Source organism: Photobacterium damselae subsp. damselae (assembly GCF_038086725.1).
Classification (GTDB): domain Bacteria; phylum Pseudomonadota; class Gammaproteobacteria; order Enterobacterales; family Vibrionaceae; genus Photobacterium; species Photobacterium damselae.
The window spans coordinates 534,364-553,861 of record NZ_CP146970.1; the positions used below are offsets into that span (position 1 = coordinate 534,364).

Annotated in this window: 14 protein-coding genes; 4 read left to right on the plus strand and 10 right to left on the minus strand. The window is 42.7% G+C overall.

Annotated elements, in window-relative coordinates; translation table 11 throughout:
- Positions 1-15 precede the first annotated feature (15 nt).
- From WAX86_RS02505 to hemL, 8 genes are all read right to left on the minus strand, one after another.
- On the minus strand, positions 16-987 hold the full coding sequence (locus WAX86_RS02505) for an ABC transporter ATP-binding protein (RefSeq protein WP_044176766.1): 972 nt from the start codon (positions 985-987) through the stop codon (positions 16-18).
- The gene (locus WAX86_RS02510; protein ID WP_005301317.1) at positions 987-2,012 is read right to left on the minus strand and encodes an ABC transporter permease; all 1,026 of its coding nucleotides are present in this window, start codon (positions 2,010-2,012) and stop codon (positions 987-989) included. Before WAX86_RS02510 ends, WAX86_RS02505 begins: the two co-directional genes overlap by 1 nt.
- Before the next feature lie 2 nt (positions 2,013-2,014).
- Positions 2,015-3,001, minus strand: coding sequence for an ABC transporter permease (locus WAX86_RS02515; protein ID WP_065172285.1), 987 nt, complete (start codon positions 2,999-3,001; stop codon positions 2,015-2,017).
- 146 nt (positions 3,002-3,147) lie between these two features.
- Positions 3,148-4,824, minus strand: a complete 1,677-nt coding sequence (locus tag WAX86_RS02520) for an ABC transporter substrate-binding protein (RefSeq protein WP_341489050.1) — start codon at positions 4,822-4,824, stop codon at positions 3,148-3,150.
- Between the two features lie 700 nt (positions 4,825-5,524).
- Complete coding sequence (locus tag WAX86_RS02525; RefSeq protein ID WP_341489051.1) at positions 5,525-8,917, minus strand: response regulator; 3,393 nt, start codon at positions 8,915-8,917, stop codon at positions 5,525-5,527.
- Positions 8,918-9,230: 313 nt separating this feature from the next.
- Positions 9,231-10,250: a 16S rRNA (guanine(1207)-N(2))-methyltransferase RsmC gene (rsmC, locus tag WAX86_RS02530; protein WP_176284957.1), complete on the minus strand. Its 1,020-nt coding sequence runs from the start codon at positions 10,248-10,250 to the stop codon at positions 9,231-9,233.
- Positions 10,251-10,449: 199 nt separating this feature from the next.
- Entirely contained in the window at positions 10,450-11,538 is a 1,089-nt protein-coding gene (locus WAX86_RS02535) for an AI-2E family transporter (protein ID WP_005301309.1), read from the minus strand.
- 374 nt (positions 11,539-11,912) lie between these two features.
- Positions 11,913-13,205: a glutamate-1-semialdehyde 2,1-aminomutase gene (gene hemL / locus WAX86_RS02540; protein ID WP_005301305.1), complete on the minus strand. Its 1,293-nt coding sequence runs from the start codon at positions 13,203-13,205 to the stop codon at positions 11,913-11,915.
- A gap of 360 nt (positions 13,206-13,565) precedes the next feature.
- Between hemL and clcA the strand changes: the two genes are divergently transcribed.
- Complete coding sequence (clcA, locus tag WAX86_RS02545; protein ID WP_005301302.1) at positions 13,566-14,966, plus strand: H(+)/Cl(-) exchange transporter ClcA; 1,401 nt, start codon at positions 13,566-13,568, stop codon at positions 14,964-14,966.
- 61 nt (positions 14,967-15,027) lie between these two features.
- Complete coding sequence (gene erpA, locus WAX86_RS02550) at positions 15,028-15,369, plus strand: iron-sulfur cluster insertion protein ErpA (RefSeq protein ID WP_005301299.1); 342 nt, start codon at positions 15,028-15,030, stop codon at positions 15,367-15,369.
- Between the two features lie 107 nt (positions 15,370-15,476).
- Here the strand turns inward: erpA and WAX86_RS02555 are convergent, their stop codons facing one another.
- Positions 15,477-16,778: a peptidoglycan DD-metalloendopeptidase family protein gene (locus tag WAX86_RS02555; RefSeq protein ID WP_068946922.1), complete on the minus strand. Its 1,302-nt coding sequence runs from the start codon at positions 16,776-16,778 to the stop codon at positions 15,477-15,479.
- Positions 16,779-16,905: 127 nt separating this feature from the next.
- Here WAX86_RS02555 and tyrS point away from each other — a divergent pair, with 127 nt between their 5' ends.
- Complete coding sequence (tyrS, locus tag WAX86_RS02560; RefSeq protein WP_005301293.1) at positions 16,906-18,093, plus strand: tyrosine--tRNA ligase; 1,188 nt, start codon at positions 16,906-16,908, stop codon at positions 18,091-18,093.
- 100 nt (positions 18,094-18,193) lie between these two features.
- Positions 18,194-18,799, plus strand: coding sequence for a DedA family protein (locus WAX86_RS02565; protein WP_341489052.1), 606 nt, complete (start codon positions 18,194-18,196; stop codon positions 18,797-18,799).
- An 83-nt stretch (positions 18,800-18,882) separates the two neighbouring features.
- Here the strand turns inward: WAX86_RS02565 and WAX86_RS02570 are convergent, their stop codons facing one another.
- Positions 18,883-19,497, minus strand: a complete 615-nt coding sequence (locus WAX86_RS02570; RefSeq protein WP_005301289.1) for a TRIC cation channel family protein — start codon at positions 19,495-19,497, stop codon at positions 18,883-18,885.
- Position 19,498 lies beyond the last annotated feature (1 nt).

The window sequence follows — 19,498 nt, forward strand, 5'->3', positions numbered from 1 at the left end:
AAATGTCCTTATAAATTAACTGCGTTTGGTAAATAGGTGGCAGTTTGAAAAACGACCTGGTTCTATCTGACAAAGCTGAGTCGGTTGTTTAAAGCAAGCATCAACCGCCTTTGAGCAGCGAGCTTGGAAACGACAGCCTTGTGGTATTTCTAATAGATTCAATGGGTTGCCTGGAATTCCTGTTAGGCGAGTTTTTGGACCTGTTAATGGTGGGAATGAACTTCCCAAACCTTCGGTATAAGGGTGATACGGGTTTTCTAGAATTTGTTTTGATGGTGCAACTTCAATGAGTTCACCTGAGTACATAATGCCGATGCGGTCAGAAAACTCGACCATCAATGACAGATCATGAGTAATAAAGAGAATAGAGAAACCAAATTCTTCTTTAAGCGCATAGATCTTTTGCAAAATTTCACGCTGTACCACCACATCGAGCGCGGTAGTTGGCTCATCCATAATGATCATCTTAGGATTGAGAGCCAGTGCGATGGCAATAACTAAACGTTGACGCATACCACCAGAGAACTGGTGAGGGAAATCACGCAGACGGTTAGGGTGAATATCAACAATTTCTAATAGACCTTCAGCGCGACGAATGGCTTGTTGGCGAGTCATATTGGTATGACGCATGATCACATCACAAAATTGCTCTTCCATCGTCAATACTGGGTTTAAGGCGTTCATGGCGCTTTGGAATACCATGGAGATTTCGCTCCAACGGAAAGCTGCCATCTGCATGTCACTGTATTTTAAAATATCGCCATGACCGTCAAAGATAACCTCTCCGCCTGTGATAAATGCTGGTGGCTTATGAAGACGCATCAGTGAGAAAGCAACCGTTGATTTACCACAACCAGATTCACCGGCTAGACCAAAAATTTCACCTTTACCAATATCAAAGCTTACGTTGTTTACGGCACGAACATCGCCAGCATCAGTAATATAGTCAACACATAGGTTTCGAATTGAAATTTGTGGGTTACTCATTATTTCTCTCCCATTTCAAGGGCTGGCTGAGGAGCTTCCACAGCTTTATTTTCTTGTTTGTTCTGGTTTGCCATGTTCTTCCAGCGGCGCATGCCTTTGTGAGAACGAAGCTGAGGGTTAGCGATTTCATCAACTGCGAAGTTAAGCATTGCTAAACCAATTGCGACAAAGGTTAGCGCTAAACATGGAGCCAACACTTCCCACCATGCACCCACAAGCATTGAAGATGAGGTTTGAACGTTGTAAAGCATAATGCCCCAGCTCACGGTATTTGGGTCACCTAAGCCTAAGAAGGATAAGGTTGCTTCTGTCATAATTGCGAGCATGACTGAGCCAATGAAGCTTGCGCCAACAATTGAGATTAGGTTAGGCAAAATCTCGACTAAGATGATGCGCCAAGAGGATTCACCAAGAACTTCTGCGGCTTTGACAAACTCTTTTTCTCGCAAAGATAGGGTTTGAGCTCGAACCACACGAGCTCCCCATGCCCAGGAGGTGACGGCAATAACCAGGGCTATGGTCATTGGGCCAGCCTGACCGATAAAGGCTGCAATAACAAAGAGTAAGGGAAGCTGAGGCATAACCAGCATGATATTCATCGCGGCGGTAAGAACATCATCAATACGTCCACCAAAGTAACCTGCTGATACACCAATAATGGTTGCTAGGAAACACACCATGATGCCTGCACCAAAACCTACTGCGAGTGAGGTACGCGTTCCGTAGACCAGTTGCGACCAGATATCACGCCCCATACGAGAAGTACCCAGTACGTGATCTGCTTTTTTCGATAACAGCAAAGTACGCTTACTGGTGGCTAAGTTTTCTGCTACCCAGCCATCAGGATTGTTTTGTGCCGCTTTTACTACAAACGCAGGGTATTCATGCGGATTACCTGTGCGTTTATCCGGAGCATAAGAGGTAATTAATGGTGCAAAGATAGCGCCGAAAATAAAGACAGTCAGTATACCTAGGCCAAAAAGTGCTTTTGGGTTACCAGTGAGCAGTTTAAATAGAGCTTTCATAATTATTTGCCTCCCTTACGTAGGCGAGGGTCAAGAATAACGATAAGAATGTCGGCTAAGAAGTTAAAGAACAGCATAAACAGAGTCATGATAATTAACTGTCCTTGCAGTACTTGATAATCACGGCCATGAATTGCGTTAAGCAAGGTAGTGCCAAGACCTGGATAGTTAAAGATGATTTCTACAATTAACTGACCACCGATAGCCATACCTAGCGCCATAGAAAGAGCGGTCACACTTGGTAGCATGGCGTTACGTGCCGCGTAGTTAAATACCACTCGGTTTTCGCTTAAGCCCTTACCTTTTGCCATCGTGATGTAATCTTCACTTAGAAGGTTGATCATGTTGTTACGCATGTTGATCAAGAACCCGCCAATCTGAATGATGGTGGCACAAAATAGTGGTAACGCTGCGTGGTAGAGTACATTTTGATAGAAGGCCCAGCTTGTCCAATCAGGAAGTGTTCCTGGGGTGTAAGCGTAACCTGTTGGGAACCAACGTAAACCGATAGCAAAAGTAAAGAGTACTAACATTGCTACAACGACAGGTGGCACAGCCTGAATCACTAGCATCCCTGGTGAGATAAAAGAGTCATAGCGGCTACCACGTTTCCATGCAGCAAAGATACCCAGAACAGAGCCGATACAAAATGAGAGGATTACTGCAGAACCAGCTAGAAATAGAGACCAGCCAATTGCACCACCTAACAGATCATTTACAGTTTGTGGGTAGAATTTAATGGATGTACCTAAGTTCCATGTCAGTACACCTTGAATGTAAGTCCAGTATTGCTCGTACCAAGGACCATCAACAAAGCCTAGTAGCTTTTTCATAGCCTCAATACGTTCTGGTGTTACCTGAACCGTTGCGTTAGCAAACATCATGGTCACTGGGTCACCAGGCATTGCACGCGGAATAATAAAATTAAGTGTTGCCGCAAATAAAAGGGCGACAAAATAAAACGATAAACGACGAAGAAAGAATCCCATAACTCACACCTTACACATCCAGCTTGTCCTTCCTGAGCTGAATTCAGGACGTAAAACCCCCTGACGCAAGGCGCCATACCTTTAACTGAGGAAAAGGATTTGGGGGAGAGGCGGTGTACCGAAGTACACCGCAATTTAAGTAGAAATTATGCTTTTGGTTTTAGGTCAAGAACTTGAAGAAGACGCTCAGGAACACCAGCCCAAACCATTGGACGGCCCTTAGGATTCTTCTCATTCCACCAACCAGTGAAGCGAGTTTCGTTGTACTGGAACATATCTGCACCAGACATTACAGGAACAGTCACTTGATTCTCAGCAATGATCTTTTGAATCTTGTGAGCAATCTGGATTTGTTCTTGCTTATCTGCAGTCTTATAGAAGCTGTTTAGTAGGCTATCTAGCTCAGCGTTCTTGAAGTAGTGCATTGCGAAACGTGGCATACCTTCACCTTGTTGTAGGCGAGAGTTATATGCGCTGTCCCAGTATAGGTGAGGATCTGCACCGTGGAAGTAGTTAGTGTATGCAACGTCATAAGTGCCTTTTAGCATTGCTTCGTTGTATACCGCAAAGTCAGGAGTACGAGCTTTTGCGTTAATACCCACTTCTTGTAGTTGCTCAACCGCTAGTTGTACTGTGTTGTTAAAGTCAGTCCAACCGTTTGGAGATTGAACTTCAAGCTCGATCTTCTTACCTGTTGGTGATTCAACAAAACCGTCGCCATCAAGGTCTTTAAAGCCTGCTTTCGCTAGCAGATCTTTAGAACCTTTCACGCTATAAGTGTTGAAAGCTTTGTACTTATCGTGAGTTGGTTTATCAGACCAGAACTCAAACACTTTACCAAGACCTGATGCGTAGTCGTTTGGCGTACCATTACCATAGAACGCGATGTCGATAATAGTTTGACGGTCGATAGCCATTGAGAATGCACGGCGGAAATCTACATTGTTGATAGCTTCTTTGTTACCGTCTTTTGGCGACTTAAAGTTCAACATGAAAGATTGTGTGCCTGACGCTGGGTACCAGTACTTATGATTAGGGTTAGCTGCTGCATAAGTGCTGTCGATATCAGGAACGAAAGATGACGTCCAATCTAGCTCAGAGTTAATGATCTTACCAAGTAGCTGATCGTTGTTTGCGATTTGAGGTACGCGTAAACAGTCAACTTCTAGGTTGGCATTATCCCAGTAGTTAGGGTTACGACATTGAACATATAGCTGAGGAGTAAAGGTCTCAATTACGGTAAATGGACCAGTACCAACAGGGTTTTCGTTAGTAAAGCTTGTAGGATCTTTAACTTTGCTCCATACATGCTTAGCTACAACAGGAACAAATGAGATCTCATACGGTACGTTTGAGTTTGCTTCTGTTAAATCAAAAATAACTTTGTTGCCGTCTTTCTTAACGCCTTTAACCCACTTGTTGATACCACGCTGATCAAGTTCAGGCTTGCTCTTTAGTAGTTCAAAAGAGTATACAACGTCGTCAGCTGTGAAAGGTTTACCGTCAGACCATTTTACGCCGTCACGAATTTCAAAAGTGACTTTCATTAGGTCGTCAGACATAAAGTAGTTTTTAGCCAGACGCATTACCGGCTCGTTACCTTTCATTTGGTTAAAGATAACTAGCGGCTCATAAATGAAATCCGTTGTTGTACGAAGGTTTGTTGCAAGGTATGGGTTAAAGTTACGTACCATTGTAGGGTAAAAATCAGGTACGATTGTTAGCTGACTTTTTTCTGCAGCAGAAACTGTTGGTGCGGTAAATGCTGTAGCTGCAGCAACCACTGCAAGCGCTAACTTAGTTTTCTTAATATTGGCAAGCATAGCTGTTCCTTACTCTTTGCTCTTGTTTCACTATAAATGAAATAAATGAGCTCCATTCTTGGAGCGCTTGACGCTACTTTAATGCTACCGAGTAAAGCGTAACAATAAATGGCCTTGTAGCCTTCAAGTGACCTAAGGATTGGTTTATTTACGCAGATCGTCAATTGGCATTCCCGTTAAAAACGTTAAAACTAACTACAAAGCTGGTAAAAACGTTAAAAACAGGCAAATGAACGATCGTGACCCATACCTCACTTGGGCTTGATGTCACTTTGTAAACCCTGATCTTTTTATGTTTGCAGTACTTTGTTCTATTTTAACTATTTGATTTTAAGTTATTTTTGTTTGGTTTTTTACGGTTGTGATGTAACGCATGGTTTTTATGTCCCTTAATTCCGTGTGGAAAATTTTATCCTCGAATTTGTTGTGATTGGCTTCGCATAACCTAAAACATTTTTATAAATTCACCGTGAAATGCTCTTTTTTTCTCGCAATTGTTTCCTTTTTGCACAGTGCTGAGGCCTGTTATTTTATTAAATCCTATTCTATCGAGAGCTAATTTCACGGTTAAAAATATAGAGAGCTGTTCCCTTAAATACGTGGGTGTTCTGCCTATTACTTTGAGGGTGAAGGGAGATAAAAAAACGCTCTAGAGAGAATCCTAGAGCGTCTGTTTGGAGCGATATTAAATCGCTGTGGTTTAACTTGCTCGTAATAAGTTCTGCAATTTATCTCGCATCTGGCTCAGCTGTTGATGTTGGATATTTTGAGCACTGCCTTTATCAAGAACATAGTCTATGGTGCTAATAACCGTGCGCCAACGCGGCGTTTTAGGAAGAGTCTCAACATGGAGATATTTATCTAAGGTGCGAGTTTGTAGCGTACTGCGATCGAGATAAACACGCCATAATCCACTCTCTTCGGCTAAATCAAACTTGGTTTTTTTCGTATCTTGCTCCCAAACCTCAAGCGTTGTACGCATGGCATCAACCAGCAATTCGCGCAAAATATCTTGTTTATTAGGGGCATCATTACCCAATTTGTCTGCCAGTCTGGTGAATTCTCCACCTAGCTCACGCAATTGTTGTAAGTTGTCTTTGTCACCATCAAAAGCATAGCTCGATAAAACATCAATAGCTTCTTCAAGCATTTGTACTCGTTGCTGTGGCGATGGCCCGCTATTGCCGAAGATAAACATCTGCTTAAGTCCAGACTCTTCTGGCAAATTGAGGATATCGGTAGCAAGGTTTTGTTGTTGTTCGCCAATTTTGAAACACAGTGAACCACTGTAATGATGATTATTTTGTAACTCATCAGGTAGGTGGGTTAGCAGTAGTTCATCGATGGAGTGGCGCTCCAATTGCTCTGGGGTGCGTTTAAATAACTTAGCCGCAGCGTTATTGGCATAACGAATTCGCCCACTATTTTGAATACATAAAATGGCTTCGGTGGTGGATTCTAATAGGCCAAGTAATCGAGTTTGGGTCTCAAGTAAACTTAACTCAACTTGCTTACGTTGTTGAATTTCTTGAGCTAATTGACGATTTTTTTCTCGCTCAAATTCAGTTTTTCCCGCTTGAAGATGGGCTTTTATACGTGCGGTAAGCTCTTCTTTATTAAAAGGTTTTGTTAGGTAATCATTGGCGCCGCATTCAAAACCTTTAACGCGATCTTTCACTTGCCCCAAGGCAGATAGCATCATGATCGGTAGTTCTAATGGGGTGTATTGTTGGCGCAATTGGCTACAAACCTCATAACCACTCATTTCTGGCATCATAATATCGAGCAAAATCAGTGCGGGTTTGTGGCTTTGTACTAACTCAAGGGCTTGTTTTCCGCTTTCTGCAGTGAGAACTCGATACCCTTCAAGTCTTAGGAAGTTATTGAGTATCTGAAGATTAACGGGTTCATCATCAACCACGAGTAGTAGTTCACCATTTAAGTTTTCAGGTAAATTTGCCATTTCAAGCGGAGTGGCATCACACAATGGAGCTTGGAAGTGATGAATTTTACCGTGATCATGGCTTTGGCGAATTTGTTCGTCGGAGGCGATGTTTAGGGTGAAACTAAAAGTGGTTCCCACCATTGGCTGACTGCTGACGTACAGGCGACCACCCATTAACTCCAGTAATTGACGGCTAATGGTTAAACCAAGGCCCGCCCCTTGACGATAGTTAGCATGATTGGTGTTGGCTTGTACCAGTGGTTCAAAGATGTGTTCAAGTTGTTCTGCTGGAATTCCTTGTCCTGTATCAACCACTTGAATGCGAACTTGGTTTTCCAATACTGTTGCAGAAAGCACAATCTTACCTTCAGAGGTATATTTGATTGCATTACCAACCAAGTTATACAGCACTTGCTCTAGGCGTTGTTCATCGGCTTGAACTAAAGGTAAATCAGCGGGTATTTGGTTAATGATTCGAACCGGTTTGGTTCCCAATAAATGGCCAGATAATTCAAGGACTAACCGAACAGCGCTGGCAAGATCGACCGCATGTTTATCAATATCGAGATCGCCATAACGCATTTTGTGATAATCGAGTAGATCATCAACTAAGTTCGTTAGACGCTGACCACTGTTGATCAACATTTCCAATTGACGGCGTTGGGCTCCTTGCATTGGCCCATTTGCTCCAGCAAGTAAGGATTCGGCTATCCCAATCATCCCGTGAAGAGGGGTGCGCAACTCATGTGAAGTCGTCGCTAAGAACTCATCTTTTAGTTTGTCGGCGGTTTGCAGATCATCATTTTGTTGTTTGATTACGTGAATGTTTTTTTCAAGTTCTTGATTTTGCTTGCTGATCAAACTCATCTTTTCCCGAATAGAACATTGCATTCGAGCAAAGCTAGTGGCAAGACGACCAATTTCATCTTTACGTTCTGTTCCTTCGATTTTTTGTTCTAGATCGCCTGCTGAGACTCGCTCAGATGCCCAAGTTAAGCGTAATAGGGGAGCCGTTATTGAGTTTGATAACCAAAGAGCGGCTAAAATCACTAATACAATGGCAGTAAGCATGGCTGCAAAAAAGATTTTTTCGAGTTGATGAATACGAGCAAATGCTTCCTTTTCGGGTAATTCAACTACCAATGCCCAGGTGTGGTTAAAGATTTTAATCGGAGTAAAGGCACTGAGTACGGCAATATTATTGTAGTTAAGCAAACTGCCTACCCCAGTTTTACCAGCAAGTGCTTGGTTGATGGCTGGGCTGATCAATTGTTGTGGCAAATCTCCACTATTGGGTAAGCGCATGTGATGATCTTGGCCTACTAATAGAGTTTGCACCGTTTGCCCATTTTGCGGTTTATCGGCCAGTAAGGTTGTGATTTTATTGATATCGAGCTGGAAAAATACGTAGCTGTGTAAATACCCTTGCTGAATGATTGGGGCGGCAAACCAGGCTTGTTCTGACTGATTATTGCCTCCTAGGTTAAAATCGGCAAAAGCAACGGGTACGACTTCTTGGTCTTGTTTTAGCTGTTGAGCTTGAGTGCTAATGGCTTGGAAAGTTGGTTGTAACCCTTTTAAGGCCCCCTTGCCTGAAGCAAGATTTAAAGCAAAGTACTGTGGTTTTTTCGCGGAATAGACCACATTACCTTTTAAATCAACCAATAAGATATCACTAAAATCTGAGCGCTTAAGATATTCATCAAATGCCCAGTTATAACGCTTATACATTAAACGATAGCGCTCATGGCCGACATAACTGGCACTGTTGGTGGTACTTTTTTGCCCTTTTGCCGTGAGAATCTCTTTAAAATACTGGTCTCGCGTCAGGCCATTTAACAGGTTATTGATATTACCTAATTGATGGTAAGCCCCTACTAACCCATAGAAGCGGCCACCACTGGCATTAGCAAGCTCTGATCGAGCAAAACTTTGCACCTCAGACTCTTTAGCCGCAAAAAATTGGTTTAGTTGTTTTTTCTTATTCTCAAGAAGAGACGCCAAATGCGATGTGCTTTGCTCTGCCAAATCCTTGGAGTGTGAGTTGAGGAAATACAGTGCGGAGAGAGTTAATGGCGTAATACTAAGAACAAGAAAAGCCAGCATTAATGTATGCTGAAGACGTTTAAATCGTTGTTTTGTTTGCATTCCTGTGCCTGAAACTGAATTTGATTAAACGTAAATGGCGGCAAAATTACTTATGCCGGGTTCATCATGCAGCTGGTTATCTAAGATATGTTAAAGCTGAACGTAAATTAACGTTTTTAACAACGATAGAATATGAGCTGAACTTTATATGAATAGTGTTACGAGGAATACTACCAGAATCAAGGTTGGATCCGATGAAGCGCGTGTGATAGCACAAAATTAACGAAATTGACGGGGAAAGGGTTGGCAAAATTGACGTATATTTAGACGAGAGCAGAACTTCTCTGCTCTCGAAATACATTTAGCGTAAGAATTAACGTACCGCTTTGTAAATATTAAATTTATTGGTGCTTGCTGTAACCTCACATTGACCTAAGCTTTGTTCAATCAATGGTGGGTATTGTAAAAAGCTGTTGGCAACAATCACTAACTGCCCATTTTCTGCTAAGTACTCAGGAGCTTGAGCAATGAAGTTTTCTGTTGCTGCGTAAAATGTTTTTAAACCAGCATGAAATGGCGGATTACTGATCAAAAACTGATAAGGGCCCGTTAAGGTTTTATATACGTCTGTTGCCGTAAATGAACCAGTTAAGTTATTGACTTTAAATGTTTCTTTAGCTGATTCGATTGCAAGAGCGCTGATATCACACAGTTCAACATCGATCTCTGGGTACTTGGCTTTCATTACCGCACCAATAACGCCAGCACCACAACCAAAGTCTAATACTTTGCCATGCAGTTGCGGTAAGTTGTTAAGCAGTAGCTCAGAACCTTTATCAAATTCACCATGACTAAAGACACCTGGTAGTGAACGAACCGTTAGTTCTACCCCTGCAATGGAGATTGGGTAACTGCGGAACCATTCGGCAACAACGAAAGGTTTGCCTTTTTGGTCACATTTACCCCAGTAGAAACTGCAACGACGAGCAGAATCATATTTGGTGATTGGACCATATTGAGCAAACATCTTTTCTGCGCTACGCACGCCACAGCGATTTTCACCGACGATACAAAATTCTGTATCAATGCCAAATTTGTCAATTAACATAGTCAGTAGGTAGTCAGCTTCAGCTTTTGCCTTCGGCCAGTAGACTAACACCATGTCAATATCGAGATCAGCTGTCAGTTCAGCACCAAAGTAACTACTCACTTTTTGATAGCGTTGCATTTCGCTGTAGTAGCCATAGTTGGTCGTAAAAATAGCGACAGATTGCGCCACGCCAACTAATTCAGCTGGGTAACTATCGTTGAGTTCACCAACAACCAGAACTTTGCGATCTTCAAAGAAGGCAGTTTGACGAGCAACGACTTGACTCGCAGCAGAGTAAGACATGAGATGACCTCTAAATAAAACAGCGAAAATGTGGTCGCGAATTGTTCCACAAATTCCGCATAATGAAAAGCGAGCTATCGGTTTAGACTCAGATCAAAACAGCCAGAGTTGTGACACTCTGGCTGTTTGGTTTAGATATCTAGGTCTGAAAGATACTCTAGTTATCAAAGGGGATCATGAAAATATCCCTCAATATGTTTTAGCTGCGATCTTGATGCTCAAGGAAGTCTTTGAACTCAATTTCATACAGTTTAAATAGCACTAAAGTCACACCAAAGATGATTGGACCGTAAATTAGGCCGATTAAACCAAATAGCTGTAGACCACCAAGAATTGAGAAGAAGATCAGCAAGGTATTCATATTTGAATCACCACCTTGCATCAGTAGCGGGCGCAATACGTTATCGATTGAACCAACCACAATAATTCCCCAACCAGTTAGGAATAGAGCCCATTCCCATTGACCTAGTAGCAGTAAATACAAGGTTGCAGGAACCCAGATAAGTGCCGTACCAACAACAGGAATGAAAGAGGCAAAGGCCATCATTGAGCCCCAGAACAGGCCTGGGAAGCCACACAACCACATAGCAAAACCGCCAGCGACACCTTGCGCTAATGCGGTCATAAATGAACCGAGAACCGCTGATTTTGCAACAGTTTGAACTTCGCTAAAAAGTGCATCTTCTTGGCTGCGAGATAGAGGCAGTACATTACGCACAGTCGCAACCATTTTGTCGTGGTCACGCAGTAGGAAGAACAGAACAAACAACATTAAAATGAAGCTCATCAAGAAGTTGGTTACATCACCTAATAGTTTGGTACTCACATTCAGCAGTGTTGAACCGAGTTGAGAGGCGATAGATGCAATCTTCTGTAGCACTTCTTGTGGATCAATACTCTTAAATGGCGAATATTTATCGATAAGGGCGAAAGACTTTTGTACATATGGATGAGCAAATAGCTCTTTGGCACCACCGTCAGTCAACCAAGTGTAGCTCTCTTTAGAGAAAGTCGTACCCTGATGAACAATAGATGAGAACACCACTAGCATCGGGATCATGATGATAAAGGTGAGCAGAGTACATGAGAGCAAGGAGGCAATATTTGGGCTGCCTGGCATCTTGCCTCGGATTTTCTCATGCATTGGGTGGCACAGTAATGAAATAATAACGGCCATAATAATTGGGCCTAAGTACGGCTCGATAATGCGATAACTGGCATAACCGGCGATAACTAAGGCAACAACCAACATCCAATGACGCGATTCTACTTTAAATGGTTGAGACACTATTGGTATCCTTAACAAAAGAATCGCCACCATAAATGAGTGACGAGACATAATAAATCTACAAAACGTTGTGCATTATAATAGCATTGATTGGTTTAAGTAGAACAAAAGTGAGCATGTCTCCCCATAAATCAGCGCAATTCAGCGACTGAGGACGCATAAAAAGGAGATAAACATGGGTTGTTGTGACTGTGGATGTGATAGTAAGAAAAAGCGTAAGGTGCCTTGGGCCTTGGTTATCTTAGGGGCTTTAGCTCTGCTAGCTATCTACTTTTGGCAGTGAGTTTGTATTTCTAACTTGCTGATAAATAAAAAATCCCTCTGTACTAGAGGGATTTATATTCATTGATAATGACAACAACTGTTAGATGGGATTAAGCCATTTTCGCCAGTTCAGCAAAGCTTAGTTCAGCCGCTTCTAGTGTTGCATCAATTTCACGAGAGTTGTGTGCTAGTGATGTAAAACTGGCTTCAAATGCTGATGGTGCTAGGTAAACACCTTTATCTAACATTAGGTGGAAGAAGTGTTTAAAGCGCTCAACATCACACTTAGCGACTTCTTCATAACAAGTCACTTGCTCTTGATCGGTAAAGAAGAAACCAAACATACCGCCAACTTGGTGAACCAATAGTGGAATACCGTGTTTATCAGCTGCTGCTTTAAAGCCTTCAGCTAGACGTTTAGTGGTGTTTGCTAGACGCGCTTCATTACCTTCTTCAGTTAGTACGGTTAGACACGCATGACCTGCTGCCATTGCGACTGGGTTACCGGATAAAGTACCTGCTTGATATACTGGACCGGTTGGAGCAATGTATTCCATCACTTCACGGCGACCACCAAATGCGCCAACTGGCATACCGCCGCCGATCACTTTACCAAGAGTCGTTAGATCTGGCTTGATATTGTAATGACCTTGCGCGCCACCTGTTGCAACACGGAAACCTGTCATCACTTCATCAAAAATAAGCAGTGCGCCAAACTCATCACAGATCTCACGTAGACCTTCAAGGAAGCCTGCAACTGGAGGAATACAGTTCATGTTACCTGCCACTGGCTCAACGATGATACAAGCGATTTGATCTGGGTGAGAGGCAAACGCTTCACGAACTGATTCTAGATTGTTGTAAGTACAAGTTAGAGTGTGCTTAGCAAAGTCTTCAGGTACACCTGGTGAGCTTGGTTGACCTAGTGTTAATGCGCCTGACCCTGCTTTTACTAATAGGCAGTCGGCGTGACCATGGTAACAGCCCTCAAACTTGATGATTTTGTCACGACCTGTAAAGCCACGAGCAAGACGAATCGCACTCATGGTCGCTTCAGTACCAGAGCTTACCATACGTACCATTTCCATCGACGGCACAAGACGAGAAACCATTTCTGCCATGGTGATTTCCATCTCGGTAGGGGCACCAAAGCTTAAGCCATTACGAGCAGCTTCAATAACAGCGTCGCGAATTGCAGTGTGGTTGTGACCTAAGATCATTGGACCCCAAGAGCCAACATAGTCGATATACGCTTTACCATCAGCATCGAAAATGTACGCGCCATCTGCACGCTCAATAAATAGTGGAGTACCGCCAACACCTGCAAAAGCTCGTACAGGAGAGTTTACGCCGCCAGGGATAGTGCGCTGCGCTTTAGCAAATAAATCTGATGATTTGCTCATTGTGCTGTCCTATTGTTGGAAACGGGCGTGGTTATTATTAGCCCATCAAATTGTTCTGTCTAAGCACGACACCTTAAGTGAATCACTTAGTTAGGTTGCGCTCGATTAAGTGCAATATTGGGGTTTATTGTACCTAAATATTGCACAAATTTGCGACTTTAAATTGTGTTAGCCCTAAACCTGAGATGATGTGATCAAATTGTGTTTATTTTGCCAAATAAGTCACAGATGAAATGCTATTTTCCATCATTGATTGTGTAAAAAAAACACATAGTCAACTATCCTAATAAAGACAATTTTTTGTCACTTCCTATCTGTTTTTTTCGCATATGCGTGACCTTTTCAAAGTACGGTTTAATAATGTCTGATTCTACGCAAGGTATTACTCCGGAGCGTCTTCAACCTAGTGGTTTAGTACGGCGCTTTCTCAATCGTGATAAAACACCGGTATCGGTGCTATTACTTTCAGCTCTTGTGGGGCTACTCGCTGGTTTAATCGGCACTTTATTTGAGATGGGGGTTACCTGGGTTTCAGAGCAGAGAACCGAATGGTTACGTCATGAAATCAGCAGTGCATTACCGCTTTGGCTCAGTGCTTTTATTGTTAGTGCGGTTTTGGCTGTGATTGGTTACTACCTTGTGATCCGATTTGCTCCTGAAGCGGGCGGTTCTGGTATTCCTGAAATTGAAGGTGCAATGGATGAACTCCGCCCAGTACGCTGGTGGCGAGTCATTCCGGTTAAATTCTTTGGCGGCTTAGGTGCGCTCGGATCGGGTATGGTTCTAGGTCGTGAAGGTCCAACCGTGCAAATGGGTGGTAATATTGGCCGTATGGTGTCAGATATTTTCCGCCTTAAAGATAAAGAAGGTCGTCACGCATTATTAGCTGCCGGTGCCGCGGGTGGTTTGGCCGCTGCATTTAATGCTCCAATGGCTGGTATTATGTTTGTCGTTGAGGAAATGCGTCCTCAATTTCGCTACAGCTTAATCTCGGTTAAGTGTGTGATGATTTCGGCTATTATGGCAGACATCGTATTTCGTGCGATTAAAGGTCAGTCTGCTGTTATTACCATGCCGCAATATGATGCACCAACCATTCATGCGCTGTGGCTATTCTTAGTATTAGGGCTAGTTTTTGGTGTATTTGGGGTTATTTTTAATCGCCTGATCACTTTAGCTCAAGATATGTTTGCTCATCTGCACCACAACAATTTCCCGCGCTTTTTATTAACGGGTGCAATGCTTGGTGGTTCATTTGGTTTACTGCTTCTTTATCTACCAGAACTGACTGGCGGTGGTATCAGTATCATTCCTAATGCAACCAATGGTGATTATGGTATCGGTATGTTGCTGATGCTATTTTTAGCCCGTATGGTGACCACATTATTGTGTTTCGGCTCTGGCGCTCCTGGTGGTATTTTTGCCCCTATGCTGGCCTTGGGAACCTTGTTCGGTACATTTTTCGGTACGATTGCACAAAGCTACTATCCAGAGTTGGGTTTAAACCCAGGTATGTTTGCTATTGCTGGTATGGGGGCTTTATTTGCTGCAACCGTTCGTGCTCCAATTACCGGCATTTTGCTTGTGATTGAGATGACTCATAACTATGATCTGATTTTACCATTGATCATTACCTCACTTGGTGCGACTCTAGTTGCCCAGATGTTAGGTGGTCAGCCAATTTATTCTCAATTGCTCCATCGCACCATTAAGAAAGAAAAATTACGCCAAGATCCAGCATCTGATACGGTCAATACTTGAACACTGTAGTCAGGTATTAGATAATCGGCAGTAATTACCAAGTGTTTGAGAGGTTACAATAATGAGCGAAGCAGCTTTGCCGCTAAATTTTTCTGATGCTGCTGCGAGTCGTGTGAAAACGCTTATCGCTGAAGAAGAGAACCCAGATCTAAAACTACGTGTCTATATTACAGGCGGTGGTTGTAGTGGTTTCCAGTACGGTTTTACTTTTGATGAGAAAGTAAATGAAGGCGACATGGTTATTGAAAACTGTGGTGTAACCTTGGTTGTCGATCCAATGAGTCTACAGTACTTAATTGGCGGAACCGTTGATTACACTGATGGTTTAGAAGGCTCTCGTTTCTTCGTGAATAACCCGAATGCAACGACAACTTGTGGCTGTGGCGCATCATTTAGCGTATAAAATAACGTTAATATTGGGTGTTATAACCGAATAAAAAAATGCCGCTAGGGTAACTCTTAGCGGCATTTTTCTTATCTATTTCATTGTGTTGGCTTTATTGCGCTGGATTAGTTATAAGCATATAAAGTTTTAAGTAAGCTTATTTGCTCCATGCGTTTGTTCGCCATCTGCTTAAATTCGGCTTTTTTCTTACCGTGTAATGCCTCTGCTTGCGGTAATTGTACGGTTCTTGGGTTTTTGTGTACCCCGTTTACTAAAAATTCATAGTGAAGGTGAGGACCTGTTACTCGTCCTGTCCCACCTAATGTACCAACCACTTGACCTTGTTTAACACGTTGTCCTTTCTTAACACTGCGTTTTGTCATATGCAGATACTTAGTCACATATTTGGAGCTGTGACGGACAAAAACATAGTTACCGTTAAAGCGGTTGTAGCTTGATTCCATCACGATACCATCGCCGGCTGACCAGATCGGAGTACCAATAGGGGCAACATAATCGGTGCCGCGATGTGCTTTTACTTTGCCTGTCACCGGGTGAAGTCGGCGTGGATTAAAATTTGAACTTACATAGCGAAAGTTTATTGGTGAGCGTAAGAAGGCTTTTCGCATCGCTTCGCCATCTTGACTGTAATAACTGCCGTCTTTGCTTCGCACCGCAGTAAATGTTTGACCCATATTAGTAAAAGTGGCCGCTAAAATATTTCCGCGATCAATTCTTTCACCATCAACAAAATGCTCTTCATAGAGAACGGCAAACTTATCTCCAGCTCGAATATCTAAGGCAAAGTCGATGTCCCAGCCAAAGATTCCAGCAATTTCCATAATCTGATTTGCGGTAAGCCCAGCTTTGTCGGCCGCACTCCAAAAGCTTGAGCTAATGGTTGCTTGAGCAAAATTGGTGTGGGTATCAACGGCCTTTTGCTCTATTCTTGATTCGAACTGACCATCATCTTGTTTCTCAACCACTAACGTTTTAATTGGACTCTGTTTTAAGGTTATATGAGTCAATTGACCGCTGGGTTCAAAACCAAATTCTAGGGTATCGCCTGGGGTAAGTTCAGTTAATTGTTTTGCCCCTTTATCACCTTGTAATAATCGATGTAATTCTTGGCTTGATAGTCCCATCTTATCAAAAGCAATAGCCAGCGTTTCCCCGCGACGAATGGTGTGGTATCGCCAGTCGAGTTGATTTTTTAAATTTGTCGTCGGTCTATCGTCATTATCGGTGATGGCAATATAGAGCGGGTAATGTTGCCCAACTTTATACTTAGCTTCTTTATTGGTTTTAGCAGAATGAGATTCGGTTGAGGGGGTAGGCCATAAGCCAACGATCACCATTCCGATAGCAACGGTGGCGATTAAAATTTTGTGCATCCTTGGCAGACGAGCAACAGTTGTTCCTAACATGCGTGTCTTTTTATCATCAGAATAGAAAAAATAAACTCTCTTGAGTCTAACTGGTTTCAAAATACATCGCTATTCAAGTAAGATGGTATCTTATTACTTTTTGCCAATTTTGTGGGAGCGAACAAGAATGGCCACTATTGAACAAGCACTAGCGGAAATTAAACGCGGTGTTGATGAGCTGATTCCTGAAGAAGAGCTGATTGCTAAATTAAAAGAAAACCGTCCTCTACGAATCAAATTAGGTGCCGATCCTACAGCACCAGATATTCATTTAGGCCATACTGTAATTCTAAATAAACTACGCACATTCCAAGAACTAGGTCATGAAGTAACATTCTTGATTGGTGATTTCACTGGTATGGTTGGCGATCCAACGGGTAAAAATGTTACTCGTCCACCGCTAACTCGTGAACAAGTGCTGGCAAACGCAGAAACTTATAAAGAGCAGGTATTTAAGATCCTAGATCCTGCAAAAACTAAGATTGAGTTCAACTCTTCTTGGCTATCTGAGTTAGGTGCAGAAGGTATGATCCGCCTTGCATCTAACCAAACCGTAGCACGTATGCTTGAGCGTGATGACTTTAAAAAGCGTTATGGCGAAAACCGTCCTATCGCAATTCACGAGTTCATGTACCCACTACTACAAGGTTATGACTCAGTAGCAATGAAAACTGACGTTGAACTAGGTGGTACAGACCAGAAGTTTAACCTACTAATGGGCCGTGAAATGCAAAAATCATACGGTCAGAAGCCTCAGGTTATTCTTACTATGCCTCTACTTGTTGGTTTAGACGGCGTGAAGAAGATGTCTAAATCGGCTCATAACTACATCGGTGTTGCTGATGCGCCAAGCGAAATGTTTGGTAAGATCATGTCTATCTCTGATGATCTAATGTGGAGCTACTTCGAACTACTGTCTTTCCGTCCTCTAGAAGAGCTAGCACAGTTTAAGCAAGATGTTGCTAATGGTAAGAACCCTCGTGATGTGAAGTTCCTATTAGCAAAAGAGATCATTGCTCGTTTCCACTCTGAAGCCGATGCTGACGCAGCAGAGCAAGAATTCATCAGCCGTTTCCAAAAAGGTAATATGCCGGAAGAGATGCCTGAGTTTGAGTTTGAAGCAGGTATGCCAATTGCTAACTTGCTAAAAGATGCAGAGCTTGTGAACTCAACGTCTGATGCGATGCGTATGATCCGTCAAGGTGCAGTGAAGATCGATGGCGAAAAAGTCGAAGATACTAAGCTAACACCTGCGGCAGGTACAGCAGTATACCAAGTTGGTAAACGTAAATTTGCGCGTGTAACACTAAAATAATCCGTGTTGCTAACACAATGAAAAAAAGGGTGCTGTGATGGCACTCTTTTTTTTTATCCGCTAGTATCTAGCCATGACCTCTTATTTATCGTTATAAAGCATGTCTATTGAGCACATTATTACTGAACTAACGCCTTTACTACAGCAATATGGTTATTTTGTTTTAGCTTTGGCGGTAGCAATTGAAGGGATGGGGATCCCAGCGCCAGGGCAATCATTATTGATTGTGGCGAGTTTATTAGCAGCCAGTGGCAAGATGTCTCTTCCTATGGTGTTACTGGTTGGCTGGATGAGTAGCTTTATTGGTAATACTTTAGGTTATGTGATTGGTCGTCAGTTTGGCCATATCTTGGTTCATAAACAATGGATCAAGCCAAATACCCTAGAGAAGCTTCATCAGTTTATTGATAAGTACGGTGTATTAGGGTTATTGATCAGTCGATTTGTCGAGGGGATAAAGCAGTTTATGTGTTCAGGCTGCGGTATTGCCCAAATGCCAGCTCGATTGTTCTTTTTAGGTAACTTTATTGCTGTAACCGTGTGGGTATTAGTCTTTGGCGTTGCACCTGCGTATTTGCGCGATGAAATAGGGCCTATTTTGGCGTTTTATCACAAGTATCAAACACAATGCTGGGTTGCAGTTGCTGCTATTTTGGTGAGTATTTTTACTTTGATTGTACTTTATCGACGCCGTAGCATGAAATAATCGAGCTGATATACATTGATACTGATAACGAAAACGCTGGAGCCAACACCAAAGATTTATTGTGTCGGCCCAGCGTTTTGTCTTTAGCTACTGCGCAAAGCAAAAGCGGGTAGTGATAGATGCCAACGAATTGCCGCAAGTCGAATTGTTAACGTGGTGATGATTCCAGCAAATGCTGCAACATCAGCATGAACACCTAAGCTTAAGGCTGAAGTATGAATAATACCGCCTAGAATACACGCAGTCGCATACACTTCAGTACGCAGCACCATTGGTACTTCTCGAGCGAGAACATCACGAATAACTCCGCCACCACAGCCTGTAATCACACCCATAATCACCGCAACCATTGGGGATGCACCAAAACGTAGCGACTTTTCAACGCCGATAGCAACAAAGACTGCTAAGCCAATGGCATCTGCCACCGGTAAAAAGTACCATGGCATTTTTTTCGGCTGTTGTACTGCCCACATGGAAACAATACAGGTAATAAAAATTACCCATAAATAGTTGGTATCGTGAATCCAAAATACTGGCGTTGCTCCCAAAGCCATATCACGAATGGTACCGCCCCCAATAGCAGTTACACTAGCAAGTACAACCACACCGAAGGGATCCATTCGTAAACGCCCTGCCAGTAATACGCCCGATATAGCAAAAATAGCTGTGCCAAACATATCGAGGATATAGATAAGCATG